This window comes from Nocardia lasii (genome assembly GCF_042658545.1).
Taxonomy (GTDB): Bacteria; Actinomycetota; Actinomycetes; order Mycobacteriales; family Mycobacteriaceae; genus Nocardia; species Nocardia lasii.
Genome location: NZ_JBHSQN010000001.1, coordinates 391,029 through 416,912, shown reverse-complemented (window position 1 = coordinate 416,912; position 25,884 = coordinate 391,029). Strand labels below are relative to the sequence as shown.

Sequence of the window (25,884 nt, the reverse complement as noted above, 5' to 3'; positions counted from 1 at the left end):
ACAGGGCATCGGCGCAGGCTGGAGCCCATGATCGCAATCGAAGAACTTGGCACGATCCTGTCGGTGTGGGCCCATCCCGACGACGAGACCTACCTCGCAGCCGGGATCATGGCCGCCGCCCGCGACAACGGCCAGCGCGTCGTCTGCGTCACCGCCTCGGCCGGCGAGATGGGCACCGATGACGCCGTGACCTGGCCCCCGCAGCGGCTCGGCCGGGTCCGCCGCTGGGAGGCCGCCGCGGCGATGGCGGTCCTCGGCGTCACCGAGCACCGCGTGGACGACTTCCCCGACGGTGAGTTCCCCCTGCACGACCTCGCCGGAAATGCCTGGGCCGCAGACCTTCTCGACGAGGTCAAACCCGACACCATCCTCACCTTCGGACCCGAGGGCATGACCTTCCACCTCGACCACATCGCCGTGCACCGCTGGATCACCAGGGCCTGGCACGCCGCGAACCGCCCCGGCCGCCTGCTCTACGCGGTCCCCTCGGCCGAGAAACTGGCCCGCTTCATGCCCCTCTACGAGGAGTGGAACATGTACATGAGTCCGCTGCGCCCGGTCGGCGTGCCCGCCGCCGAGATCCCCCTCAACCACGTTCTCGCGGGCCCGGACCTCGATCGCAAGGTCGCCGCCCTGCGCGCGATGCCCACCCAGACCGGCGCCCTCACCGCCGCGATCGACGAACGACTCCTGCACGACCTGGTCGCCGACGAGTGCTTCGTCCCCGCCGGCGACTTACGCGAATCCGTGGTGGCCGGACATGGTTGCTGACCTGCACCGCGCGCGCACCCTCGGCATCCTCGCGGTGAAACTGCTCAGCCACGGCACCCCGGCCGACTTCACCGCCGTGTTCCACCCGCAGGCCGACAACAACGCGGGCCCCTACGTCCCACCCGAATGCCGCACCCGCGGCCCGGTCGCCGTGTACGCGACCTCACGCTGGCTGCGCGCCACCTTCACCGACCTCGACTGGACCGTGCACCGCCTCGTCGCCGACGAGAACCAGGTCGTGGTGCACGCCGCGATGCGCGGCACCCACACCAACGACCTGGTCCTCTACGACGCGAACGGCTCCCCGAAACACACCATCCCCGGCAGCGGCGCCCGCTTCACCGTCGCGCACACCTACTGGTTCCGCCTGGCCGACGGCCTGATCATCGAACGCACCGTGGATCGCGGCGAACTGGGCTCGGCCCCCAACGATCTCCCGATCCGACCCGCGAAATCCCACGCGCGCCACCTGGTCCCGCTGACCGAACGGCTCAGGCAGGCGGTTCGGCCAGCCACCCACCCATGGCCACGGTTCGGAAATGCGTTGTGAGCGAGAAGCTCTCGTCGATCACGTGCAGGGCGATCGCGGGATCGGGCGCGTAGTCCATCACCCGGTGCGGCGGCGCGACCTCCCACGCGCCCCCGAGTACCGAGGCGGTGCTGGGGCAGGTGATCATCGGTTTGCCCGCGAAGGTCGTCGCGACGGGGGAGTGGGCGTGGCCGGTGAGCACGCCGATCACGCGCGGATCCGCGGAGACTACGGCGGCCAACCGGCCGGGATCGGCCAGTGCGATCACATCGACCACGGGACTGAACAGCGGTTTCGGCGGATGGTGCAGCGCGATCAGGACGGGTCCGTCGGCGGGCGCGTCGGCCAGGGCCGCGAGCAGCCAGTCGAAGGTGTCCTCGCCGAGCAGGCCCGCCGGTTCGCCGGGCACGCTCGAGTCGAGCAGGATCACGGTCAGCGCGCCTACCCGGTGGACGCTGTTGATCGGGGTCGTCGCGGCGGGCACCCCGAGCAGGTCGGTGCGGAAGTTGGCGCGGTCGTCGTGATTTCCGGGCAGCAGATACACGGGAATGTCGGCGCGCAGAGCCGTGCGGGCCTGCGCGTACTGCTCCGGTGTGCCGGAATCGGTGATGTCGCCGGTGACGAGGATGACGTCGGGCCGCCGTGGCAGGTCCGCCAGATAGCCCATCACCGCCTCCACCCGTTCGGTGTTGCGTGCGCTGAGGTCGAAGTGGGTATCGCTGAGCTGAGCCGCCAGGATCATCGGCAGTCGCTTTCTTCTCTGGGATCGCTCCGTTGCGTCAGAGTGCGCCGGGATGACTCATCGGCACCTCTCCAGGCTAGATGACCTGCGCTTATTCGTCTTCATGAGTCGCACCACGGGCGAAAACCCATCCGATGGTCTGTGTCAGCGTTCATATCCGAAAACGCCGCCGGTTCACCGTAGGTGTGGATGAGCAAAAGTACCTATAGGTTCCACGCTCGATTCTGCGTAGCGTGCTCTATGTGCCCAAAACCTCTGTTGTGCGCCGCCCCCGGACTCGGGTTGTGCTGAGCGCCTTGTCGATTCCGCTGTCGTTCGCGCTGTTCGGCTGTTCCGCGTCGTTCTCGGTCGGTGGACCCGACTACGACAAGCTGGAGAAGAACATCGCGACCGAGTTGGACACCGCCTACGCGTCGATGTCACGCAAGGTCACCTCGGTCGAATGCCAAGAGCCCTCCGGTAAGCCGAAGAAGGGCGACACCTTCGTCTGCGTCGCCGACCTCGACGGCAACGACGTGCGCGTGGACGTCGTCGCCGAGAACGACGAGGGTGGCGTGAAGTTCACGACCCGCGATGTCGTCTTCGACCTCGCCGCGACCGCGAACGGCCTGAACACCGATGTCACCGACCAGGTCGGTTTCCCGGTGACGGTGGACTGCGGGCAGGGCCTGAAAGTCGTCGAGGTCGGCACCGCGTTCACCTGCACCGCCCTCGATCCGCAGGGCACCGAGGCGACGATCGAGGTGACCGCCCGCAACGAGGGCGGCAGCGACTGGCGCCTCGTGCAGGAGTAGCCCGCCGCGCACAGCTGTCGGATCAGACCTTCGACAGCTGTGCGGCGGTGTGCAGAAGTTCGGCCTGCTCGGCCGGATCGTCGGTCAGCGGCGCCCAGAAGTCGGGGCCGGGCGTGGCGTCGAGGTCCAGGACCGGGGGCGTCAGCCAGGCGGCGTCGAGGCCGAGCCGCCAGGAGTGCAGGTGGGTGCGCGGCAGCGTGCCGGTGCGGTCGAACAGCGGGTCGCCCAGGATCGGGTGGCCGATCCAGGCCAGCTGCACGCGGATCTGATGCCGTCGCCCGGTCACCGGATGTAAGGCGAGCAGCGCCTGATCGCCCCGGCGGGCGACGGTCACGAACTCGGTGCGCGAGGGGTAGTTCTTCGCGGGCAGCAGGTCGTTCTCGGCGACGAACCACCGGTCGCCGTCGCGCTGGATCGCCTCGCGCGGCGCCGCGATCCGCACCCGGTTCTTGCGGCCCACGCTCAGCGGTAGGTCGAGCACGCCCCGGTCGGGCAGGTCGGCGCCCGCCACGATCGCCAGGTACGTCTTGCGGGCGGTCTGGTTGTTGAACTGCCTGGTCAGCGGGCCGTGCGCGGCCAGATCGGTGGCCAGCAGCACCAGCCCCGAGGTCACCTTGTCGATCCGGTGCACCGGATACAACTGGGTGCCCGCGGCCAGGGCGAGCTCCACCAGGTCGGTGTCGTGTCGCTCGCCGGTCACCGAGATCCCGGACGGCTTGTTCAGCGCCAGCACCGCGTCGTCGGCGAACACGGTGTAGTTCTCGCGCACGCCGCGCCAATCCAAGTCCACTACAACACCCTAGGTAATGGTGTCGCGCCCCCGCTCACGCGTGCCGCAGACGGTGCGGGCGCAGCCGGTTGAAACCGCGAACGCGGACGCTGCGCAGGTGTCGGATGGCGAAGTCGGAATTGCCGTCGAGGGCGTCGGCGGCCGCGTCGTCGATCAGCACATTGCCCGGTCGGGCGACGCCGGTGAGCCGGGCCGCGATATTGACCACCGAGCCGTAGAGGTCGCCGAAGCGTTGCAGCACCTCGCCGTAGGCGAAGGCCACCCGCAGTTCGGGCGTGCCGCCCACGAGCATGGTCGATTCCTGGATGGCCAGCGCGATGCGGGCGGCGGTCTCGGCGGTCTCGGCCGCGAACATCACCTCGTCGCCCACGTTCTTGATCACCCACCCGCCGTTGTCGGTGATGGCCGCGGTGGTGGTCGACTCGAAAGCCTCCAGCAGCGTGGACAATTCGTCGGGGTGCAGGTGCCGGGTGAGCCGGGTGAACCCGACCATGTCCGCGAACCCCACCGCCAGCGTGCGCGTCGAACCCTCGCCGGCCGCCTCGACCGACCGCGCGGCCGCCGCCGCCAGATGCCGTCGCCACACATAGGACTGCACCTGTTCGATGCTGGCCAGCGTCGACTCCGTCGCGGCCGTGACCCGCTCGGCCAGCGGAATCGCCGGATCGGCCGCCGAGGCGCGCGCCTTGATCTCGGCCAACACCAGGTCGGCCTGCCATTCGGCCAGCCGCGCCATTCCCTGCCCGATCGTGCGCGCCGCCGCCGCCTGCTGGCGGATATCGGAGGCGGCCACGACCTTCATGCTGCGGAAGTTGGTGACCGAGGTGATGTCGGTCTGGGTGAAGTCCACCGACTCGTCGTCATTGGCCGGGAACCCGAGCGCGGTCCACAGCCGCCGCGACTCCGCCGCGGGCACTCCCGACTGCTCGGCGACCTGCGTGCGCGTGTACCGGCGCGGCCCACCGAGCAGCGCCTCCTCGAGACTGCGCTGCAACAACTCGGTCATCTCGGGGTCTGACATACCCCGACTCTACGACTGCCCCGCCCCGGCGCCGGGCATCCTCGTCCCCGCATTGGCACTGTTCATAAATCCGCGCGCCACTTCCGCCCCGGTGACACCTGGCACAGCCCCGCCGACGCTGGTAACCACCACCTGGTCACTTACCCGCCGGTGCGGAACCGACGACGAAAGTGCGTACTTGCCCGCCGTCGGGGCCGAACCGACACTCGAGCGGGAAGGACAAACGCAGGACAGGAGTCGACCTGTCCTGGCACGCGCCGATGCACGAGCTGCTGGGTCGCGCGGTGGCCGCCGGGCACGCGGAACTGAGCGTCACCGCGGTGATCGAGCAGCTGCGTCGCGGCGCCGTGCGGTAGGCGCACCCGCCGTTCCGCGGCCCGACGCCTGGCGTCCACCCGGCCAACACCCACGCGATGTCAACGATCGCGCCCCCACCTTCTACGCTGGCTGCCATGTCGTCACCCGCTCTCGGCGAGTTCCTGCGTACCCGGCGTGCCCGCATCCACCCCGCGACCGTCGGACTGACGGACTACGGTCGCCGCCGGATGGTCGGATTACGCCGCGAGGAGGTGGCGCGACTGGCCGGAATGAGCGTCGACATCTACACCCGTTTGGAGCGGGGACTCGGGGCGGACTTCCCCGATTCGGTGCTCGACGCCGTGGCCCGCGCCCTGCGCCTGGACGCCCCCGAACGCGAGCACCTCTACCTGCTGGTCCGTCCCACCGACCCCGCCTACGCCCCCGCGATCCGCCCCGGCACCCGCGCGCTGCTCGATTCCATCGCCACCCCCGCTTTCGTGCTCGGCCGCCACATGGAGGTGCTCGCCTGGAATGCCTTGGGCGCCAAGGTGTTCGGCTTCGCGCCCGACTGCAATCTGGCCCGCTTCACCGTTCTCGACCCGGCCGCGGGCATCTTCTATCCCGACTGGGAGCCCGTCGCCACCCAGACCGCCGCCTACCTGCGCCGCCAACTGTCGCGCCACCCGCGCGATCGCCGCCTCACCGCCCTCGTCGACGAACTCACCGCCGAGAACCCGGTGTTCCACCGTCTGTGGTCCTTGCCCGACATCGCCGACCCGCACGGCACCCGGTCGATCGAGCACGCCGCCCTGGGCCGACTCGAATTCGCCTACGAGACCATGGATCTGCTCGGCGACCAGGATCAGACGCTGGTCGTCTACACCGCGCACCCGGATTCGGCCACCGCCGACGCCCTGCGCGAACGCGAACTGGTCGGCGCCCACTGAGCTTCTCGAATCCGGTGGGCCCGAGGCGAATCGGCTATTCTGGTGGCGATCAGGAAGGCTGCTCATGCCCATCAAATTCCGTCAGCGCAAATCCTTCGGACCGCTGAAGTTCAACTTCACCCAGGCGGGTCTGTCCTCCTGGGGCATCAAGATCGGGCCGTGGTCGTGGAACTCGCGCACCCGTAAGAACAGCGTCGACCTGCCCGGCCCCCTGAGCTGGCGCCAACGCTGACCGGCGCGCGTGTCGGTTTCGTCCAAGACCGAGCGGTGCGGTTGTCTCTAGGCTGACCGCAGGCACTTTCGCCGCTCGGACTCAGGAGGATTTGCGATGGCACGCGAGCTCGTCTACACCGGATTCATGTCCCTCGACGGGGTGCTGGACTCGCCCGGCGGGACGGTCGAGGGTCACCGCAGCGGCGGCTGGGTGATGGAGACCGAATTCGTCCCCGAGGCGTTCTCGCTCAAGGGCGAGGAACTCGCCGACACCACCGCGCTGCTGTTCGGCCGCCGCAGCTACGAGGCGTTCGCCCCCATCTGGCGCGATTCCGAAGACCACGCCGCCTACAAGGATCTGCCCAAATACGTTGTCTCCACGACCCTTTCCGACGACGACCTGCTCGACGGCTGGGGCGAGACCACCATCCTGCGCTCGACCGAGGACGTCGACAAGCTCAAGCAGTCCGACGGCGGCGCCCTCTACATCCACGGCAGCGCCGAACTGGCCCGCACCCTGTCCGACGCCGACCTCATCGACCGCTACAACCTGCTCGTCTTCCCGGTCCTGCTGGGCGCGGGCAAGAGCCTGTTCAGCCACACCGACCGCCCCAAACAGCAACTGAGCCTGCGCGATTCGGCCAGCTATGCCAACGGTGTCGTCAAGCTCGTCTACGAGGTCGTGCGCTGACCGAGGGCGGTCACACCACCGCCCTCGCGCAACTGCCGCGCCGTCCGTCCGATGAGGGTGGTGCGGCGCGTCAGGAGCGGTAGGCGTCTCGTCGGTGACGCACCGAGTGGATTTCGACCGTGTGCTTGTCCGCATTGATGCGGTAGACGATGCGATACGTCCCCCGCCTGGCGGAATAGAATCCGTCGAAGGGCTCGTCCAGCGGCTTGCCCACCCGGTGCGGATTGGTGGCGATCGGGCCGGTGATGGTTTCCATCGCGGCGAACGCGACGTCCGCGGGCAGGTTCTCGTGCAGGTTACGACGAGCCTGCGCGGACAGCACCACGGTGTAGGGCTCCGGTGCGGCGCTCACGCCGCACCGCGGCGACGCTTCTCCAGCTCGGCCCTGACCTCGTCGGCGTCGAAGGTGTCACCGGCGGCGAAGTCCTCCCGCGACTGACGCAGGTCCGACATCGTGTCACTGTCGCTGAGGATGTCCAGGGTCTCCTGCATCGACTCGTATTCCGCCACCGAAATCAGCATCACGTCGGCTCGGCCGTTGCGCGTGATGGTGAAGTGATCGTGCTCGCGCGCGACACGGTCGGCGAGCTCGGCGATGCGTGCCTTGGCTTCGGTGATGGGGATGATCTCCATGAGGCCATGGTACCAGTAGGTCAGAATTGAGACCTTAATTAAGACCGGTTCGACCGCTGTGTCGACCGGCGGCACCGGCATCGCATCCTCGCTCGGCGACCGCACCACGTCGAGCTGTCGACCCCCTTCTCCGGGCCGACAGCCCAGCGGGCGGTTGGTCAGTCCATCAGGTCGCGGACCACGTGGCCGACGAAGAGGCCGATCACGCCGCCGATGGGGGCGCCGACGAGTGCGCCGACGCCGAAGGCGGGCAGGGTGAGGACGAAGCCGACCGCGCCGCCGATGAGCGCGCCCGCGGCGAAATCGGTCGCGTGGAGGTGGATGATCTGCTTGGCGAGTTCGGGGTGCGCGGCGACGAGTTCGGCTTCGGTGTCATAGCTCTCGACCTGGCCCATGGACCAGCCCAAGGCGCTGATCGGCTGCGGCGGGAGCGTGTTCTTCTCGGTGATCTTCAGCTGGAGCGTCTTGCCGCCGTCGGAGATCGTCGGCGTCATGCCGAAGTCCTGATCGGCGATGGTGAACTTCAGCGGGACCTTGTCGACCACCACGCCCGAGGGGTTGGTGATGAGCACCTTGTCACCGGCGGCGTTGAGCGCGAACGCCTTTCCCGGCACGGTGATCGACGAGCCCAGCTTGTCGGTGGTGTGCTTGATCGAGTAGTCGATCCCCTTGTAGCGCCCGCTCACGGGGTCCTGCAGGCGCATGGGACCGCGTCGGTTCGGGGCGACAAATCGGGGAGATTGAGACGTCATCGTTCACCGTCCTGTCTGGCGCGTGCCGTCCGATCGGGACGACTCGCGAAGAGCGTGAATTATGTTGTGCCCCAATGATTTTAACTCGAGGCCCGATCGGATGGGATCGATTCTCGGGACGACGCGACAAGGGGGCCTCGGTGCGCCAACGGTCAGTCCTATGTCTTCACGCCGCCCGGAGAAGCCCTACGCCCGGAGTAAACTGTCGCCGATCCATGATCTGCCAGGTCGCCACACCGACACCCTGGAATCGCTCCAGGTGCATCGATACGCGCTGAGGAGTCACTCATGGCCTACGTCGTCGATTTCCACACCGTATCCACCCGGGGCCTCGAATCCTCGCCCGTCGCCGACGCCCTGGCCGGGCTGCGCGCGAACGAGGCCCGCTACTTCAAGAACAAATACGACCACGTCTTCACCGTCGAACCCGCCGACGAGGCCCGCCCGGTCATCGACTGGGTGAGCCACATTCTCGCCGAGGAACGCGACATCGTCATCGCCTCCCGCCCCCTCGAAGCCACCACCTTCGAGGTCGAAGGCATCCGCATCGCCTACGTCTTCTACGAGAGCGGCCTGTCGATCAACGTCATGTACACCGTCGACAACGCCGAGAAACGCGCCGTCGGCTTCAAACTCAGCGAGGGCATGGACATCCCCACCGAACTCGACTCCTTCAAGTTCGCCCGCCAGAAATCCGCACTCGCGGGCACCATCCGAGGCTCCTACTTCGTCATCAAGAACGAATACGACCCCGAGATCGCCGCCGACACCTGACCATCGCGTGGCTCACCCTGCCCCGGATCAAAGTGCGGGAGTTGATGGGACTCCGGCCAGGTGCGAAGCCCCGGAGCCCTCAATATTCGAGGTCGGTCCAGTCGAGGGTGAGGGGGAAGGGGTGGTTCAGCTCGACCTCGGGGTGGACGGTCGGCGACCATTCGCTGACCAGCGCATACTGGCGTGGACGCAAAGGCGTGACGCCCGCCGGTAGGTCGGTGGGTGTCGCCAGGACGTAGGTCAGGATGGTGTCGATGCGTCGGCCTTCCCGGTCGAGCAGCACCTCCCAGTATTCATCGATCCCGGCCTCGGCATAGCGAGCCTGCTTCGTCAGCATCTGCCCGATGTGGTTGGATGGGGAGAGGACTTCGCCGACGATGACGACATCCTCAGCGAATATCGGAGTCCACGGCTCGTCGGGGCAGTGGTAGACCATGAAGTCCGGGGTGAGGAAGTCATCCTTGGTGCGACTCAGGAAGACATTGGTTTCAGTGTCCACCTGCCAGCATTCACCAGGTCGGGCCTTCATACTGCGCCGCGCGGCACCCTCCAGTGCGTTCCGCAAGCGAGTAGCGAACCGCTGGTGCTCGGGCGGCCCGGTGCGAACCCAGACCGGACGCCCTTTGACCAGCTCGATCCGTTCCGCTTGGTCGGCGGGCAGGGCGCTCAACTCGGTCCAGGTCATCCGCTCCGGCAGCACGGGAAGGTCAGTTGACGGCTTCGACATCGTGTTCCTTCCCGCACTTCGCCGGCTCAACAGCCTCGGCAGGACACCGGCAGCTGGAAAATGCCTGGTCATGATCGGTGACTGCTCGGTGCGAGTCTAGCGCTCGCAGAACCTTGACCATCATCGATCCGGTGGTGTGCATTTAGTTGGGTAACAGCCAACTAAATGCATACTGACGGGGGCCTCCGGCACAGTGTTGCCATGGGTTCGTCGGTCGCTGATTCTTTCACTGTCGCCACCTTCAACGTGAACGGAATCCGCGCGGCACGGCGTCGTGGATTCGACCAGTGGTTGCGGGCGCGGTCGGTCGATGTGGTCGCGTTGCAGGAGTTGCGTTGTCCCGCAGCTGATGTGGGCGCGTTTCCGGGTTATTCGGCGGCGGTGGACGTGGGTTCGGTGGCCGGTCGTAACGGTGTGGCCGTGCTGACGAGGGTTCCCGCCGCTGCCGTGCGGACGTGGGTGACCCACCCACCCCGGGCCCGCGGACTCGGTGAGTTCACCGCACAGGGACGCTATATCGAGGTCGACCTGGCCGACCGGCCGGTGACGGTGGCCTGTCTCTACCTCCCCAAGGGCGGTCTGCCCGCGCATCTGCAGCGTCCGGGATCCATGCGCGAACAGCCCGACGGTGGGGTCAAGTACGAGCGCAAGCAGAGGTTCCTCGCGGCGTTCGCCCGCGAAGTGCACCGGAACCGGCTCGCTGCGCTGAGCGCGGGACGCGAGTTCGTCCTCACCGGGGATCTGAACATCGCGCACACCCAACACGATGTGACCAACTGGCGTGCCGCCCGCACGATGGACGGATTCCTGCCCACCGACCGCGAGTGGTTCAGTTCGATTCTCGGCACGCGCCGGCTCGTCGACGTGGTGCGGCAGGTGCACGGCGATCACCCGGGTCCACTCACCTGGTGGAGTTGGGCGGGCCAATCGTTCACCAAGGATGTGGGTTGGCGAGTGGACCACCAACTCGCGACACCCGGTCTCGCCCGCCTCGCCACGTCTGTCGCCGTCGACAAGGAACCGTCACCCACCGAGCGGCTCTCCGACCACGCCCCACTCGTGGTGACCTACTCGGCAATGAACTCATCATCGTCGGGGTTGTAGTCCTTGCGTCTCAGATCCGACGGACCGGTACGAAAGCCTGCGCCTGCGGCGAACACAGCGTCGACGAAACCACCTGGTGCGTCACTGATTTCGCCTTGGGACAGGGGAAACAATTCGATTGTTTCCGACCGTCCTGGCAGTGAATCGCCGAGCTCGCTCAGGCCGAGCATCCGGGCCGAGCGAGGGTGCTTTTACCGGTCTGTCGGGCGCCGTTGATGACTACGACTCGCGTGTCCTCGAGCGCCTCTTTTGCCAGTTCAGAGGCCTTTCGTGGCAGGAGATCGGTGGCCTGATGCATGTCGCGATCTTACCGTGAGTTGTTGATCTGCCGAAGGGTGTTCCGTTGATCTGCCGAATGCTGCGGCGTCAATCTGCCGGGTTGGGTCGGCACCTGCGGATGAGGGTAGTGGCTCGAGGGAGATCTGGGTGCTTGTTGTGCCCTCGGCAGGATTCGAACCTGCGACACCCGCTTTAGGAGAGCGGTGCTCTATCCCCTGAGCTACGAAGGCGGGGGGCCGCCTCGGCGGGCCGCAGTGAGTATAGCGCGGGGTGTGGCGCGAGTCAGCTGGCTATGGCGTGCGGTGTGTGGGTGGTGGGGTGTCGTCGGCGGCCTCAGAAGGGGTCGTAGGTGCCGGTTCCGGTGTCGTATTCGGGGGTGGGGGAGGGGGATTCGGTGCTGTAGCCGGGTTGTTCGTAGGCGGGGTCGTGGTGGCGGGAGGCTTCGCCGGAGCCGTCTTCGAAGGCTCGGGTGTCGTAGCCGACGCCGTGCATGCCGGTGAACAGGGTGGTGAACAGCAGGGCCGCGCCCGCGCCCCAGGCGCCCGCGATCATGGCGGGTTTCCACCAGGGTTCGGAGTACCAGCCGGCGGGGACGGGGCGGCCTGCCACGCGGCCGCCGGGGAAGTAGTTGGGGGTGGTGGCCGAGGGGGTGGGGGAGGCGGTGATGGTGCGGCCGTTGTGGGCGATGGTGCGGGTGTGGTCGACCCGGCCGGCGATCTGCTGGCCGTCGAGGGCGGGGACGGCGGGCCCGGGGTCCATGTTCATGGCCGTGCGGGCGGCGCGGATGTAGTAGAGCCCCTCGTCGGCGGTCTGTTCGGCGAGGTGGGCGCGGGTGGGGGAGTCGGCGCGGTCGAGTTGGCCGCTGGCGGCGTTGTACCGCTCGGCGGCGTCGGCCAGGGCTTGGCGGGCGGCCTCGTTACGGGGTGTGAGCTGGTAGACCTGCCCACCGAGCCGTTCGATGCTCGCCCGCGCCTGCGCCTGGGACTCCTCGAGTTCGCGCGCGTTGCGCCTGTTCTGCTCGGTGCGCAGATACAGCAGCGCGCCCACCGAGACGATCACGATCACGACCAGCCACCACACCATCGCGTGCCTCATTCCGTCGAGGTCTCGAGACGATGTCCAGTTTACTGGTTGATTGCCGAAACGGTCTCAGTGGCGATGATCAGCGCGTTGTCGGATAGCTATCCGGCCAGGTGGCGCGCGATGACCAGCCGCTGGATCTGGTTGGTCCCCTCGAAGATCTGCATGACCTTGGCCTCGCGCATGTAGCGCTCGACGGGGAAGTCCTGGGTGTAGCCGTAGCCGCCGAAGACCTGCACCGCGTCGGTGGTCACCTTCATCGCCGCGTCGGTGGCGACGAGTTTGGCGACCGAGGCCTGGCGCGAGTAGGGCAGGCCGGCGTCGCGGCGGCGGGCGGCGTCGAGGTAGGTGGCGCGGGCGGTGTCGACGGCGGCGGCCATGTCGGCCAGTACGAAACCGAGGCCCTGGTGGTCGATGATCTTGCGGCCGAAGGCTTCTCGGTCCTTGGCGTAGGCGACGGCCTCGTCGAGAGCGCGCTGGGCGACCCCGGTGGCGACGGCGGCGATGCCGAGGCGGCCCGCGTCCAGGGCGCTGAAGGCGATCGAAAGTCCCTGTCCCTCTTCGCCGATGCGTCGTTCGACCGGCAGGAAGGCGTCGTCGTAGGCGGCGGTGGTGGTGGGGATGCCGCGCAGGCCCATCTTCTCCTCGGGCTTGCCGAAGCTCAGGCCCTCGGTGTCGGCGGGGACGAGGAAGCACGAAATGCCGCGCGAGCCTTCGCCGGTGCGGGCGAACAGGGTGTAGAAGTCGGCGCGGCCGCCGTTGGTGATCCAGGCTTTGGTGCCGGTGAGGCGGTAGCCGCCGTCGACGGGGGTGGCGCGACAGCGCAGGGCGGCGGCGTCGGATCCGGCGTGGGATTCGGACAGGCTGTAGGCGCCGATGGTCTCGCCCGAGAGCATGGTGTCGAGCCACTGCTGCTTCTGCTCGTCGGTGCCGTAGGTGAACAGCGGGTGGCACGACAGGCCGTGCACGCTCACCGCGACGGCGACCGCGGCCCAGCGGCTCGCCAGTTCCTCTAGCACCTGCAGGTAGACCTCGTAAGGCTGTGCGCCGCCGCCGAATTCCTCCGGGTAGGGCAGGCTGAGCAGACCGGCCGCGCCGAGTGCGGGGAACACGCCGTCGGGGAAGACGCCGGTCTTCTCGCTCTCGGCGACGCGCGGCTCGAGCACCTTGTCGGCGATATCGCGCGTCAGTTCGATCAGGTCGCGTGCCTCGTCGGTGGGCAGCATCCGGTCAACAGCCATGTCTGTCACCCTACGTCTCAGGTATTCGCGGCCACCAACGCAGGCCGATCCCGGACGTATTATCCGCACATGAGCGCAGATGGCCGGGCCCCGCTGGACGAGGATCAGGTCGGTCTGGTGGTCGAGGTGTTCCGCATGCTGGCCGACCCGACCCGGGTGCAGGTCCTGTGGGCGCTGGCCGATACGGAACTCTCCGTTAACGAACTCGCCCATCGGGTGGGTAAACCGGGCCCCGCGGTCTCCCAACATCTGGCCAAACTGCGCATGGCCCGACTCGTGCGCACCCGGCGTGACGGAACCACCATTCACTACAGCCTCGACAACGACCACGTGCGCAGGCTCGTCGTCGACGCCGTCCACAACGCCGAACACGCGGGCCCCGGCGTGCCGCCGCACCACCGCGGACCGGACGCGCAACCACCCCACGCCACGCCGCCTAGTTCGCGATGACGAGCCCACCTGCGGGAATGTTGGCTGAGGAAACGGTTACAAGGCCCAAACCTTTCGGTAGGATTCCGTGTGACGTGGATCATTCCACGCCAGGGACTTGAAGGAGCACGGATGCTGAGCACCATGCAGGACGACCAGCTCTCACTGGCGAAACTGCTCAACTACGCCGCCACTTTCCAGGGCGATTCGACCGTTTCCACGTGGACCGGTGACGGTGTTCGCACCATGACCTACCGCGAAATGGGCGCCGAATCGGCCCGTCTGGCCAACGCGCTGCGTGGTCTCGGTGTCGCCGAGGGTGACCGTGTCGGCACCTTCATGTGGAACAACAACGAGCATATGGTCGCTTACATCGCGGTCCCCGCCATGGGCTCGGTCCTGCACGCGCTCAACATCCGCCTGTTCCCCGAGCAGTTGGTGTTCGTCGCCAACCACGCCGAGGACAAGGTCGTTCTCGTCGACGGCACGCTGCTGCCGCTGTTCGCGCAGTACCTGCCGAACCTGAAGACGGTCGAGCACGTGATCGTCGTCAACGGCGACGCCGCCGCGCTCACCGCGCCCGAGGGCGTCCAGGTGCACTCCTACCGCGAGCTGCTCGACGCCCAGTCGGCAGACTTCGACTTCCCGGTCGTGGACGAACGATCCGCTGCCGCCATGTGTTACACCTCCGGCACCACCGGCGACCCCAAGGGCGTCGTCTACTCGCACCGGTCGAACTGGCTGCACGCCATGCAGGTGAACTCGCCCAACGGCATGGGTTTCCAGGGCGCGGACTACGTGCTCGCGATCGTGCCGCTGTTCCACGCCAACGCCTGGGGCCTGCCGTACGCGGCGCTGATGTCGGGCGCCAACATCCTGATGCCGGACCGCTTCCTGCAGCCCGGCCCGCTGCTGGAGATGATGGCGGTCGAGAAGCCCACCTTCGCGGCCGCGGTGCCGACCATCTGGGGCGGCGTGCTGGCCACCCTGGCGGCCGCGCCGCAGGACATCTCGCACCTGCGTACCGCCGTCGTCGGTGGTTCGGCCGTGCCGCCCGCGATGATGCGCGCGTTCGAGGAGAAGCACGGCGTGCGCATCCTGCACGCGTGGGGCATGACCGAGACCTCCCCGCTGGGCAGCGTCGCGCACGCGCCCGCGGGCGTCACCGAGGACGAGGCCTGGGAGTACCGCTACACCCAGGGCCGGTTCCCCGCGAACGTGGAGGCCCGGCTCGTCGGCGACGACGGCAAGGTCGTCCCGAACGACGGCGAGTCGCTCGGTGAGCTCGAGGTGCGCGGCGCCTGGATCACCGGCTCCTACTACTCGCCCACCGGCGCCGAGATCGACCCGGACAAGTTCGACGACGGCTGGCTGCGCACCGGCGACGTCGGCAAGATCAGCCCCAAGGGCTACCTCACCCTGGTCGATCGCTCCAAGGACGTCATCAAGTCCGGCGGCGAGTGGATCTCCTCGGTAGACCTCGAGAACGCGGTGATGGGCCACCCGGCCGTCGCCGAGGCCGCGGTCATCGGCGTGCCGGACGAGAAGTGGGACGAGCGCCCGCTGGTCGCGATCGTGCTGGTCGAGGGCGCCGCGGCCGAGGCCGTGGAACTGCGCGACTACCTGGCCGACAAGTTCGCCAAGTGGCAGCTGCCCGAGCGCTGGACCTTCATCGCCGAGGTCCCCAAGACCAGCGTCGGCAAGTTCGACAAGAAGCGCCTGCGGGCCCAGTACGCCGAGGGTGAACTCGAAGTCACCACGGTGTAATTGGAGCGCTGGCGCGCTCGAGTCGCGGCCCTTCGGGCCCCGATTCTTCCCTCCCTCCGGGCACTCCTTCGTCGCACCCTCCACTCAGTCCAGAATCGGGCGGGCCGCGACGAGGTAGAACACGCGAAAGGCGGGCATGGAATCCGTTCCATGCCCGCCTTTTCGTTGTTCAGCAGTTGCGCAGTTCGGGGCTCTGGTTGAGGAGCTGGGCTCGGGGGCTGATGTAGCGGGTGTAGGTTTCCCCGCCGACCGCCGCGAGCGGGAACGCCGCGACCCGGTGGCAGTTCTGGAAGGCCAGCTTCACGCCGAAGTGGCGTTCCAGTCCGCCGCGGATGGCGTCGGAGGCCAGGGCGCGGAGCAGCTGGCCGCGGGCCACCTCGTCCGGCGGCGGGATCCGGTTGTCGGCGTATTCGTCGGTGCCCTCGCGCAGGTCGCTCGCGACCCGACTCACCACCTCCCACGCGTACGGCAGCGAGGTGCGGACACAGTCGACGAATTCGGCGTCGTCGATATCGCCCTGTTCGGCGCGTTCCAGTAGTGCGGCAGGTACATCGAGGGACATGGCGCTCTCCTCCTGTTGGGGGTGGTCGAAGCCACGTCCGAGTCTAAACGAAATTCGTTGTCAATAACCCTGGATTGATAGCGAAAGTGCTTTACGCAGTGCGACTTTCGCGTCCGAGTACAGGTCGGTGATCAGTTCGCCCGCCGGTTGCCCGGTGCTGAGCGAATGCGCTTGGCCCGCCCAGAGGTTCACCTCGTCGGGGTTGCCCGCGGCCCGTGCGGCGGCTCGCAACGGTGCTGTGGCGTAATGGATTTCGGGGTACGCGGCGGGCGCGTCGGCGGTGTGTTCGACGAGGAAGCGGTTGCGGATCCCGCGTGCCCGGCGTCCGGTGAACGCGCGCGTGAGCATCGTCGGCTCCGGTGTCCCGATCGCGCCGCGATGCACGGGGTTGGTGCCCGCTTCCGGACAGCGCAGCAGGGCCGTGCCGATCTGCGCGGCCGACGCGCCTGCCGCGAGCACCCCGGCCACTCCCGCGCCCGTGGCGATCCCGCCCGCCGCGACGAGCGGGCGGGAGGTGACGGCCGTGAGCAACTGGATCAGGGTGAGCAGGCCGGGCGGGTCGATCGGGTCGTCGGCGGGGTCGTCGTGGAAGTTCGCGCGGTGCCCGCCCGCCTCGGCGCCCTGGGCGATCAACACGTCCGCGCCCGCCTCGACCGCCAGTCGGGCCTCGGCGGCGGAGGTGACCGTCACCCACACCTGCGAGCCGACCGCGTGCAGCCGGTCCACCTCCACCGCGCTGGGGCAGCCGAAGGTCGTTGACACCACCGCGACCGGGTCGGCCACGAGCAGGTCGAGTTTGTCGGCCCAGCCGTCGGTGTCGTGTTCGGGCGTGCCGAGCGGGAACTCCGCGCCGAGTTCGGCCAGGTAGGTGGCGTAGACGGCCGGGTCGGCGACCGCGCCCGGCGCGAACAGGTTCACGCCGAACGGCGCGGTGGTCGCCGCGCGGGTGCGTTCGATCTGGGCGGCGAGCGCGTCGGTGCCGAGGTAGCCGGCGGCGAGTTGGCCGAAGCCGCCCGCCTCGGTCACGGCGAGCACCAGCTCGGGGGTGGACGGGCCGCCCGCCATGGGCGCGGCGACGATCGGGACGGTCAGATTCTCGAGCACCATGGGTCGAGTCTGGCCGCTGCGCCCGATGTTCAGCCCCGCTGACAGTGCGTGTGACGGGCTGGACAGCGTGATCGTTACCGTGAGCCGCGTCATCTACCTGGGAATTCGTGACAAATGGTTGCGGAATGGTCACGGCCGGGTACAGTTCCCATCACAACGTATGCCGAACCGTTACACATAGTCCGGCAGTGGGGAACACCCAGGTGGTCCCCGGCCCGGTCGTCAGGCCGGTCGCGTTTCCTTGTTGTCGGACGCTAGGACGAGACTTTGTCGCAGCACCGTGTGGGCCCTGAAACCATCTCCGTGCAGGCCCTGCTGGGTCACACCGATGGCAGGCGCCCGAACAGGCACCGCGCCGAGGCCTCGCGTTCGGATCGAGTGCGCGCCGCCGCCACCGCCGCGGTCGCCGCGGGTGCCCTGGTCGGCGTCACCGCCCAGGTGGCCCCCGCGCTGGCCTTCGCCGCCCCGCTGCTGCCGACCCACGACGACAAGGTCGAGGAATCGGTCGTTCCCGAGTCCGCCCGCGCCGAGGTGAACCTCGTCGCCGCGCAGGAAGTCTCCGCGCACGTCGAGACCCCCGCCCCGGTGGACGCGGTCGCCGCGCCGATCGCCGCCCCCGTGGCCGCGCCCTTCGGCATCGGCAACCTGCCCCCCGAGATCTCCGGCCCGCTCGCGCAGGTCGAAGACATCCTGCAGGGCATCCAGCACCAGATCGCCCCCCAGGCCCAAGCGCAGGCGCACCGCCCGGTCGCGGGCCCGATCAGCTCGGGCTTCGGCTCGCGCTGGGGTGCCATGCACTACGGCATCGACTTCGCCGACGCGCTCGGCGCCCCGATCAAGTCCGTGTCCAGCGGCACCGTCATCGAGGCGGGCCCGGCCTCGGGCTTCGGCCTGTGGGTGCGGGTGCTGCAGGACGACGGCACCACCGCCGTCTACGGCCACGTCAACGAGATGCTCGTGCAGCAGGGCCAGCGGGTCAACGCGGGCGATGTGATCGCCACCGTCGGCAACCGCGGCCAGTCCACCGGCCCGCACCTGCACCTCGAGATCTGGGATCAGGGCGGCGCCAAGATGGATCCGCTGCCCTACCTGGCCGCCAAGGGTGTCCCGGTGGAGTGGGGCCCGTCCGCGCACTGACCGCGCGTAGTTCCTGACCACAGCGAGTGACGGTGGCTCTATGAGCCCCGTCACTTTGTTGTTGAAGCGGCAACATGTGCCGAGCTCGAGTCGATACTCCTCTGGGCCCTTCCTCGCCGAGAGCACGCGGACTCGAAGGGAAGTGCCGCCGGTCGATATGATGGCTCGATCTGCTTGACGAGAGGTGAATGAACTCGAATGGAAACTGCCCGTCGTTCTGCCCGCGGTAACCGCCGCCGCCGTTCGAGCAGTCCGACATTCGGGCAGTTGCTGACCGGTGCTGTCGAGTCGGCCGCCGACCGGATCGCGGTTCGGTTCAACCCGACCGGCGAGCCCGCCGACCAGCGCGAACTCACCTATTCCGAGTTCGACCGGCAGTCTTCCCAGCTGGCTCGCACCCTGATCGCGCGCGGCATCGGCCCCGGCGACGTGGTCGCCATCGGCATCGCCCGCAGTGTCGAGTCCGTGCTGGCCGTGTGGGCCATCGCCAAGACCGGCGCGGCCTACGTGCCCGTCGACCCGAACTACCCGCCCGACCGCATCGCCCACATCGTGTCCGATTCCGGCGCGGTCCTCGGCCTCACCACCGGCGCGCACCGCCCGGTGCTCGGTTCGGCGCTGACCTGGCTCGAGCTCGACGAGCCCGCCACGGCCGCCGCCGTCGCCGCGCAGCCCACGCACCCGATCTCCTACACCGACCGGATCCGTACCCTCGACGAGCGCCATCCGGCCTACGTCATCTACACCTCCGGTTCCACCGGCAAGCCCAAGGGCGTCGTGGTGACCCACACCGGCCTGGCCGGTCTGGTCGCCGCCGAGGCCGCGCACTACCGCGTCGAGGCCGATTCGCGCATGCTGCACGTGTGCTCGCCCAACTTCGACGTGTCGGTGCTGGAACTGCTGCTCACCTTCTCGGCGGGCGCCACCCTGGTGATCGCCCCGCCCGCGGTGTTCGGCGGTTTCGAACTCGCGGATCTGCTGCGCCGCGAACGGGTTTCGCACATGCTCATCACGCCGGGCGCGCTGGAGTCGGTCGACTCGGCCGACCTGGCCGACCTGCGCGTGGTCGTCGTCGCCGGTGACAAGTTCGGCCCCGAACTGGTCGGGCGCTGGGCTGTCGGCGAGCGCGAGTTCTACAACGGCTACGGCCCTACCGAGGCCACCATCCTGGCCACCAGCACCCCGCCGATGGATCCGGCCGCGCCGGTCACCATCGGTGCCGCGATCGCGGGAATCGGTGCGTTCGTGCTGGATTCGCGTCTGCGGCCGGTGCCCGCAGGCGTGATCGGCGAGCTGTATCTGTCGGGTCCCGCGCTCGCGCAGGGCTATCTGAACCGTCCCGGCCTGACCGCCGAGCGCTTCGTGGCCAGCCCGTTCGGCGCCGAGTCCGGTGACGCGAACGCCCGGCTCTACCGCACGGGCGACCTGGTGCGGCGCGCCGAATCCGCCGACGGCGTCATCGAATACATGGGCCGCTCGGACTTCCAGGTGAAGATCCGCGGCTTCCGCATCGAACTCGGCGAGATCGACAACGCCCTCACCGCGCACCCCGATATCGACTTCGCGGCCACCCTGGGCAAAACGCTGCCTTCCGGTGTGACAGCGCTGGTTTCGTACGTGCTGCCGCGCGCCGGTGCCACCGTCGAGACCGCCGCGCTCGACGCGTTCCTCGCGGAATCGTTGCCCGCCTACATGATTCCGGCCGCGATCATGGTCTTGGACCGGATCCCGCTGACCCCTGTCGGCAAGCTGGATCGAAAGGCGTTGCCGGAGCCCGTTTTCGCCGCCCGCGACTACCGCGCGCCGTCGACCCCGGTGGAGCAGATCGTGGCCGAGGTCTTCGCCGCGCTGCTCACCTCCGGCGAGGCCGAGGACCTGCTCGTCGGCGCCGACGACGACTTCTTCGAACTCGGCGGCAACTCCCTGCTCGCCGCCCAGGCCGCCGCCCGTATCGGCGCCGCGCTCGAGACCAGGGTGCCGGTGCAGACGCTGTTCGAGGACAGCACCGTCGCCGCGCTCGCCCAGCGCCTCGAGCACCACGTGGGCGCCGGGACCGGTCAGCCGCTGGTGCGCCAGGAGCGGCCCGATCAGATCCCGCTGTCGTTCGCGCAGCAGCGGATGTGGTTCCTCAACCGGTTCGACACCGCTGGTGCGGTGAACAACATGCCGGTCGCGGTGCGCCTGTCCGGCGCGCTCGACACCGCCGCGCTGCGGGCCGCCGTGCACGATCTGGTGGCCAGGCACGAGGTGCTGCGCACGGTCTACCCCGAGATCGACGGCGCCGGGTACCAGGTGGTGCTCCCGCTCACCGATCCGCAGGCCCTGCCGGAACTGCCCGTCGAGGACACCACCGTCGAGCGCGTGCCCGAGCTCGTCGCGGCCGCCGTCGCGACCGGGTTCGACGTGGCCGCCGCCCCGCCGATCCGCTTGCGGCTGCTGCGCCTGTCGGCCGACGAGCACGTGCTGATCTGCGTGGTGCACCACATCGCCGGTGACGGCGTCTCGATGGGCCCGCTCACCCGCGACCTGATGAGCGCGTATGTGCAGCGCAGCGCGGGCAGTGCCCCGCAGTGGGCCGAATTGCCCGTGCAGTACGTCGATTTCACGCTCTGGCAGCGCGAGGTGCTCGGCACCGAGGACGACGAGAACTCGATCCTGCGTCAGCAGGCCGACTTCTGGCGCACCCAGCTCGCCGGCCTGCCCGAACAGCTCGACATGCCGACGGACCGCCCGCGCCCCACCGTGGCCTCCTTCCGTGGTGCCGGTGTCGACTTCCGCATCCCCGCCGAGATCCACGCGGGGCTCAATCGTCTTGCGCACAGCAACAATTCGACCCTGTTCATGGTTGTGCACGCGGCCCTGGCCGCCCTGCTCGCGCGCCTGTCCGGCACCACCGACATCGCCATCGGCACCCCCGTGGCCGGTCGCGGTGAGCGCGAACTCGACGACCTGATCGGCATGTTCGTCAACACCCTCGTGCTGCGCACCGAGGTCGACCCCCGGCGTGGTTTCGACGCGCTGCTCGCCGCCGCCCGCAGCACCGACGTGGCGGCCTTCGGCCACGCCGACGTGCCGTTCGAGCGCGTGGTCGAACTCCTCGACCCGCCGCGCTCGCAGGCCCGCCACCCGCTGTTCCAGGTGATGTTCGCGTTCCAGAACATGGACCGCACCACCCTCGAGCTGCCCGGCCTCGCGGTCTCGGGCGTGGAGCTCGAGATCCCCTACGCCAAGTTCGACCTGCAGTTCGAGATGGTCGAGGACATCGATCGCGACGGCACCGCCCAGGGCATCGCCGTCGGCCTCACCTACGCCGTCGACCTGTTCGACGAGGCCACCGTCGCCGACCTCGCCGACCGCTTCCTGCGCCTGCTCGCCGGCATCGTCGCGGCCCCGCAGCAGCCGCTGGGCTCGATCGAGCTGCTCGACGCCGCCGAGCGCGAGCGAATGCTGGTGTCGTGGAACGACAATGACCACGAGCTCGCGCCCGCCCTGCTGCTCGACGGCTACCGGCGCACCGTCGCCGAGCGCCCCGACGCGGTGGCGATCACCTTCGAGGGCGCCGAGCTCACCTACGCCGAGTTCGACGAGCGGGTCAACAAGTTGGCCCGCGTGCTCATCGAGCGCGGGGTCGGCGCCGAGTCGCTGGTCGGGCTGGCCCTGCGCCGCTCGGCCGATCTCGTGGTCGGCATGTACGCGATCCTCACCGCCGGTGGCGCCTACGTGCCGCTCGATCCCGATCACCCGGCCGAGCGGATCGCCCACATCCTCGACACGGCCTCGCCCGCGTGCGTGCTCAGCACCACCACCGACCTGGTCGACGTGCCCGCCGGAACACCGGTGATCCTGATGGATACCGTTGCGCTCGAAGGTGTTTCGGGTGCGCCGGTCGCGCCGGAGGAACTGCTGCGGCCCGTGCGCCCGAGCCACCCCGCCTACGTCCTGTTCACCTCGGGCTCCACCGGTCGCCCCAAGGGCGTCGTGATCACCCACGAGGGCATCGACAACCACATCGCCTCCATGCTCGAGCGCTACCGACTCGGCCCGGACGACGTGTACCTCCAGAAGTCCTCGCACACCTTCGACGTGACGCTGTGGGGCTACTTCATGCCGCTGCGGGTCGGCGCGAGACTGGTCGTCGCCAACCCCGACGGTCACCGCGACCCGATCTACATCGCGGAAACCATTGCGTCCCAGGGCGTCACGGTCGCCGACTTCGTGCCCTCGATGCTCACGGTCTTCGCCGCGCACACCGAGCCGGGCTCGGTCCCCTCGCTGCGCCAGGTGCTCGCCGGTGGCGAGGCGCTGCCGCCGGAGACGGTCGCCGCCGTGCGCGCCATCACCGACGCGCGCCTGGACAACCTCTACGGCCCCACCGAAGCCTCGGTGTCGATGACCTCCTGGCCCGCCGAGCACACCCCGCGCGGTTCGGTGCCGATCGGCATCCCGCACTGGAATGCCCGTGTCTACGTGCTGGATTCGTCGCTGCGACCGGTCCCGGCCGGGGTGGCGGGCGAGCTGTATCTGGCCGGTGTGCAGTTGGCGCGCGGCTATGCCGACCGCCCGGATCTGACCGCGGATCGTTTCGTGGCCAGCCCGTTCGAGCCGGGCGCGCGCATGTACCGCACCGGCGACCTGGTGGTCTGGCGCCACCCCACGCCCGACACGCACGCCCTGGAATACCTGGGCCGCACCGACTCCCAGGTGAAGCTGCGCGGCCAGCGGATCGAACTCGGCGAGATCGAGACCGCGCTGCTCGCCCAGCCGACGGTCAGCCAGGCCGTGGCGCTGGTGGTCGACTCGCCCACCGGCGAACAGCTGGTGGCCTATGTGGTGGCCAAGCCGGGTTCGGTGATCGAGGAGGCGTCGTTGCGCGCCGAGATCGCGAAGACGCTGTCCGCGTACATGATTCCCGCTGCGTTCGTGGAACTCGACGAGTTCCCGCTCAACCCCAGCGGCAAGCTCGACCGCAAGGCCCTGCCCGCGCCGACCTTCACCGCGGGCGAGTTCCGCGCGCCGGTCACCGCGGTCGAGGAGATCGTCGCGGGCGTCTACGCCGAACTGCTCGGTCGCCCGCGCGTCGGCGCCGACGACGACTACTTCGCGCTCGGCGGCAACTCGCTGCTGGCCACTCGCGTGATCGCCCGGATCAACGAGGCCCTCGACGCCGACCTGGCCATCCGCGACCTGTTCGAGGCCCCCACGGTGACGGAGTTGGCCGCGCGCATCGGTCGCGGTGGCTCGGCGCGCCGCGCGCTCGTGGCCGGACCGCGCCCCGAGCCGATCCCGCTCTCGCTGGCTCAGCAGCGCATGTGGGTGCTCAACCAGCTCGACCCGGCCTCGGCCTCCTACAACATTCCGCTGGTCATCCGCCTCACCGGCACCCTCGACGTGCCCGCGCTCGACGCCGCCGTGCTCGATGTGCTGGCTCGACACGAATCGCTGCGCACACGGTTCCCGGCCGTGGACGGCCTGCCCGTGCAGGACATCCGCCCGGTCGCCGAGGTGGCGCCCGACGGTCTGGACGTGCTGGTCACCGACGACGTGATCGCCGCCGCGACCGCCGCGACCGAGACCGGATTCGATGTGGCGCAGGAGGTTCCGCTGCGGGTCCGCCTGATCGGCGACGGCAGCGGCACCGACTGGCTGCTGGTCTTCGTGGTGCACCACATCTCCGCCGACGGCGCGTCGATGGCGCCGCTGGCCCGCGATCTGATGACCGCCTACGTGTCCCGCGCCGCCGGTCAGCGCCCCGAGTGGACGCCACTGGCCGTGCAGTACGCCGACTTCGCGGTCTGGCAGCGCGAGGTCGTCGGCGCCGACGAGGAAGCCGACACGGTCGCCGCGCAGCAGCTCGCCTACTGGCGTGACCGCCTCGCCGACGCCCCCGGCCCGCTCGATCTGCCCCAGGACCGTCCGCGCCCGGCCGTGCCGACCCTGCGTGGCGCGACCACCGAACTGCGGCTGCCCGCCGACGTGCACGAGAAGCTCAATCAGCTTGCGCACGAACACAAGGCGTCGCTGTTCATGGTTGTGCACGCGGCGCTGTCGGTGCTGCTCGCGCGCCTGTCGGGCACCCAGGACATCGTCGTCGGTACCGCCGTCGCCGGTCGTGGTGAACGCGCGCTCGACGATCTGGTCGGCATGTTCGTCAACACCCTGGCCCTGCGCACCGTGCTCGACCCGGCGGCCAGCTTCGAGGAGACCGTCGGCCTGGTGCGCGACACCGACCTCGGCGCCTTCGGCCATGCCGATCTCCCGTTCGACCGGGTCGTCGAGGTCGCCGCGGCGGGCCGGGCAAGCGGCCACAATCCGCTGTTCCAGGTGGCGCTGACCTTCAGCAACAACGAGGCACCCACCCTCGAACTGCCCGACCTCACCGTCAGCGGGCTGGCCACGCCGACCGTGGCCAAGTTCGACCTCCAGGTGGATGTCGAGCCGCGCTTCACCGGCGAGGGCGCCCACGACGAACTGGTGACGCTGTTCAACTACGCCACCGACCTGTTCGACGAGGCCACCATCCGCACCGTCGCCGACCGCTTCGCCCGCATCCTCACCGCGGTCGCCGACGATCCGCGAATCCTGGTGGGCGACATCGACATTCTCGCCGAGAGCGAGCGCGCGGCCGCCGTCGCCGCGGCCCCGAGTGCCCCCGTGAGTTCGGGTGGGACCAGGCTGACCCAGCTGCTGCCCGACGCGGTCGAATCCGACCCCGACGGCCCGGCGCTGGTCCTCGACGAGACCGAACTGACCTACACCGCGCTCGACGCGCGCTCCTCGCGACTGGCGCGCGTGCTCATCGACGCGGGCTGCGGTCCCGGCACGGGCGCGGCGATCAGGATCGAGCGCGGCGTCGACTGGGCCATCGCGGCCTGGGCCGTGCTGAAGACGGGCGCGGCGCTGGTGCCGTGGTCGGAGCACGGCGCGCCCGCGGCGAAGATCGGCCTGACCAGCATGGCCGACCCCGCCCCGTCCGCGGACATCCACTGGTTCGTCATCGACGATCCGGCCCTGAGCGCCGAACTGGCCAAGCAGTCGCCGCGCCCGATCACCTACGCCAACCGCACCGGCGTGCTGCGCGGCAGCGATCCCGCCTTCGCGCCGAGCACCGGTGCGACGGTGAGCTACGACGAACTGGCCGCCGCCGCGGCGAATCTGCGCGAGGCCACCGGGCTCACGCTGGAATCGCGGCTCTACCGCTACGACGATCAGCCCGGTGCCGCCGCGCTGCTCGAACTGGTGGCCGCGGCCCTGGTCGGGGGCACCGTGGTGTTCGCCGACCGGGCGAGCGCGGAGCTGTCCGAGGCGCTGGCCGACGCGTGGGTGACGCACCTGATCGTCGATGCCGCCGGTCTGGCGGCGATCGACACCGCGGTGCTCGAGGACCTGGAAGCCATTGTGTTGGAAGGGGTGTCGGAGACGACACCGTTCGCCGGTGACGTCACCGTCACGCGGCTCGACGAGTTGCTGACCGCCGGACGGTAGCCGCGAGATGCG

23 protein-coding genes and 1 tRNA gene are annotated in these 25,884 nt (G+C 69.1%); 12 read left to right on the top strand and 12 right to left on the bottom strand.

The annotated features are described in order from the left end of the window. Positions 1–27 precede the first annotated feature (27 nt). Positions 28–771, top strand: a complete 744-nt coding sequence (locus ACFP3H_RS01860) for a PIG-L deacetylase family protein (protein WP_378598518.1) — start codon at positions 28–30, stop codon at positions 769–771. Continuing rightward, a complete protein-coding gene (locus ACFP3H_RS01855) occupies positions 761–1,321 on the top strand; it encodes an ester cyclase (protein WP_378598516.1) in 561 nt (186 codons plus the stop codon). Before ACFP3H_RS01860 ends, ACFP3H_RS01855 begins: the two co-directional genes overlap by 11 nt. On the opposite strand, the gene ACFP3H_RS01850 is transcribed toward ACFP3H_RS01855, so the two are convergent. Then, the gene (locus tag ACFP3H_RS01850; RefSeq protein ID WP_378598513.1) at positions 1,263–2,042 is read right to left on the bottom strand and encodes a metallophosphoesterase; all 780 of its coding nucleotides are present in this window, start codon (positions 2,040–2,042) and stop codon (positions 1,263–1,265) included. The genes ACFP3H_RS01855 and ACFP3H_RS01850 overlap by 59 nt on opposite strands. Before the next feature lie 284 nt (positions 2,043–2,326). Between ACFP3H_RS01850 and ACFP3H_RS01845 the strand changes: the two genes are divergently transcribed. Beyond that, positions 2,327–2,836, top strand: coding sequence for a DUF4333 domain-containing protein (locus ACFP3H_RS01845; RefSeq protein WP_378598510.1), 510 nt, complete (start codon positions 2,327–2,329; stop codon positions 2,834–2,836). Positions 2,837–2,858: 22 nt separating this feature from the next. Here ACFP3H_RS01845 and ACFP3H_RS01840 read toward each other — a convergent pair whose 3' ends face one another. Continuing rightward, entirely contained in the window at positions 2,859–3,626 is a 768-nt protein-coding gene (locus ACFP3H_RS01840) for an RluA family pseudouridine synthase (RefSeq protein WP_378598508.1), read from the bottom strand. A gap of 34 nt (positions 3,627–3,660) precedes the next feature. Further along, positions 3,661–4,647 carry an adenylate/guanylate cyclase domain-containing protein gene (locus tag ACFP3H_RS01835; RefSeq protein WP_378598505.1) on the bottom strand — a complete coding sequence of 329 codons (987 nt, stop codon included), beginning with the start codon at positions 4,645–4,647 and terminating at the stop codon, positions 3,661–3,663. Positions 4,648–5,099: 452 nt separating this feature from the next. On the opposite strand from ACFP3H_RS01835, the gene ACFP3H_RS01830 reads away from it, so the two are divergent. The 3 genes from ACFP3H_RS01830 (at position 5,100) to ACFP3H_RS01820 (ending at position 6,798) form a co-directional block, all read left to right on the top strand. Next, positions 5,100–5,894, top strand: coding sequence for a helix-turn-helix transcriptional regulator (locus ACFP3H_RS01830; protein ID WP_378598502.1), 795 nt, complete (start codon positions 5,100–5,102; stop codon positions 5,892–5,894). 64 nt (positions 5,895–5,958) lie between these two features. Further along, on the top strand, positions 5,959–6,126 hold the full coding sequence (locus ACFP3H_RS01825; protein ID WP_082843603.1) for a DUF4236 domain-containing protein: 168 nt from the start codon (positions 5,959–5,961) through the stop codon (positions 6,124–6,126). Between the two features lie 96 nt (positions 6,127–6,222). After that, a complete protein-coding gene (locus ACFP3H_RS01820) occupies positions 6,223–6,798 on the top strand; it encodes a dihydrofolate reductase family protein (RefSeq protein WP_378598499.1) in 576 nt (191 codons plus the stop codon). A gap of 70 nt (positions 6,799–6,868) precedes the next feature. On the opposite strand, the gene ACFP3H_RS01815 is transcribed toward ACFP3H_RS01820, so the two are convergent. The 3 genes from ACFP3H_RS01815 to ACFP3H_RS01805 all read right to left on the bottom strand — a co-directional run bounded on the left by ACFP3H_RS01815 (position 6,869) and on the right by ACFP3H_RS01805 (position 8,135). Beyond that, a complete protein-coding gene (locus ACFP3H_RS01815) occupies positions 6,869–7,150 on the bottom strand; it encodes a type II toxin-antitoxin system RelE family toxin (RefSeq protein WP_378598496.1) in 282 nt (93 codons plus the stop codon). Next, entirely contained in the window at positions 7,147–7,512 is a 366-nt protein-coding gene (locus tag ACFP3H_RS01810) for a type II toxin-antitoxin system Phd/YefM family antitoxin (RefSeq protein ID WP_378598493.1), read from the bottom strand. Before ACFP3H_RS01810 ends, ACFP3H_RS01815 begins: the two co-directional genes overlap by 4 nt. Before the next feature lie 77 nt (positions 7,513–7,589). Then, on the bottom strand, positions 7,590–8,135 hold the full coding sequence (locus ACFP3H_RS01805; protein WP_378598490.1) for a DUF8020 domain-containing protein: 546 nt from the start codon (positions 8,133–8,135) through the stop codon (positions 7,590–7,592). A 336-nt stretch (positions 8,136–8,471) separates the two neighbouring features. Here ACFP3H_RS01805 and ACFP3H_RS01800 point away from each other — a divergent pair, with 336 nt between their 5' ends. Beyond that, complete coding sequence (locus ACFP3H_RS01800) at positions 8,472–8,957, top strand: phage tail protein (protein WP_378598488.1); 486 nt, start codon at positions 8,472–8,474, stop codon at positions 8,955–8,957. 79 nt (positions 8,958–9,036) lie between these two features. On the opposite strand, the gene ACFP3H_RS01795 is transcribed toward ACFP3H_RS01800, so the two are convergent. After that, positions 9,037–9,684, bottom strand: coding sequence for a Uma2 family endonuclease (locus ACFP3H_RS01795; protein ID WP_378598480.1), 648 nt, complete (start codon positions 9,682–9,684; stop codon positions 9,037–9,039). A 201-nt stretch (positions 9,685–9,885) separates the two neighbouring features. Here ACFP3H_RS01795 and ACFP3H_RS01790 point away from each other — a divergent pair, with 201 nt between their 5' ends. After that, positions 9,886–10,788 carry an exodeoxyribonuclease III gene (locus ACFP3H_RS01790; protein WP_378598477.1) on the top strand — a complete coding sequence of 301 codons (903 nt, stop codon included), beginning with the start codon at positions 9,886–9,888 and terminating at the stop codon, positions 10,786–10,788. Between the two features lie 436 nt (positions 10,789–11,224). Here ACFP3H_RS01790 and ACFP3H_RS01785 read toward each other — a convergent pair. The 3 genes from ACFP3H_RS01785 to ACFP3H_RS01775 all read right to left on the bottom strand — a co-directional run bounded on the left by ACFP3H_RS01785 (position 11,225) and on the right by ACFP3H_RS01775 (position 13,388). After that, positions 11,225–11,297: transfer RNA gene (locus ACFP3H_RS01785), tRNA-Arg, on the bottom strand. 103 nt (positions 11,298–11,400) lie between these two features. Beyond that, complete coding sequence (locus tag ACFP3H_RS01780) at positions 11,401–12,150, bottom strand: DUF1542 domain-containing protein (RefSeq protein WP_378598474.1); 750 nt, start codon at positions 12,148–12,150, stop codon at positions 11,401–11,403. Between the two features lie 98 nt (positions 12,151–12,248). Next, positions 12,249–13,388 (bottom strand): acyl-CoA dehydrogenase family protein, encoded by a 1,140-nt coding sequence (locus ACFP3H_RS01775; protein ID WP_378598471.1) that lies wholly within the window; start codon positions 13,386–13,388, stop codon positions 12,249–12,251. 69 nt (positions 13,389–13,457) lie between these two features. Here ACFP3H_RS01775 and ACFP3H_RS01770 point away from each other — a divergent pair, with 69 nt between their 5' ends. Both ACFP3H_RS01770 and ACFP3H_RS01765 read left to right on the top strand, forming a co-directional pair. Then, positions 13,458–13,838 (top strand): ArsR/SmtB family transcription factor, encoded by a 381-nt coding sequence (locus ACFP3H_RS01770; protein WP_378598468.1) that lies wholly within the window; start codon positions 13,458–13,460, stop codon positions 13,836–13,838. Positions 13,839–13,949: 111 nt separating this feature from the next. Further along, positions 13,950–15,584, top strand: a complete 1,635-nt coding sequence (locus ACFP3H_RS01765) for a long-chain fatty acid--CoA ligase (protein WP_378598465.1) — start codon at positions 13,950–13,952, stop codon at positions 15,582–15,584. Between the two features lie 169 nt (positions 15,585–15,753). On the opposite strand, the gene ACFP3H_RS01760 is transcribed toward ACFP3H_RS01765, so the two are convergent. Beyond that, positions 15,754–16,146 (bottom strand): SCO5389 family protein, encoded by a 393-nt coding sequence (locus ACFP3H_RS01760; RefSeq protein ID WP_378598462.1) that lies wholly within the window; start codon positions 16,144–16,146, stop codon positions 15,754–15,756. A 60-nt stretch (positions 16,147–16,206) separates the two neighbouring features. After that, positions 16,207–17,253, bottom strand: coding sequence for an NAD(P)H-dependent flavin oxidoreductase (locus ACFP3H_RS01755; protein ID WP_378598459.1), 1,047 nt, complete (start codon positions 17,251–17,253; stop codon positions 16,207–16,209). A gap of 282 nt (positions 17,254–17,535) precedes the next feature. On the opposite strand from ACFP3H_RS01755, the gene ACFP3H_RS01750 reads away from it, so the two are divergent. Continuing rightward, positions 17,536–18,390, top strand: coding sequence for a M23 family metallopeptidase (locus ACFP3H_RS01750; RefSeq protein ID WP_378598455.1), 855 nt, complete (start codon positions 17,536–17,538; stop codon positions 18,388–18,390). Positions 18,391–18,588: 198 nt separating this feature from the next. Continuing rightward, a complete protein-coding gene (locus ACFP3H_RS01745) occupies positions 18,589–25,872 on the top strand; it encodes an amino acid adenylation domain-containing protein (protein ID WP_378598452.1) in 7,284 nt (2,427 codons plus the stop codon). Positions 25,873–25,884 lie beyond the last annotated feature (12 nt).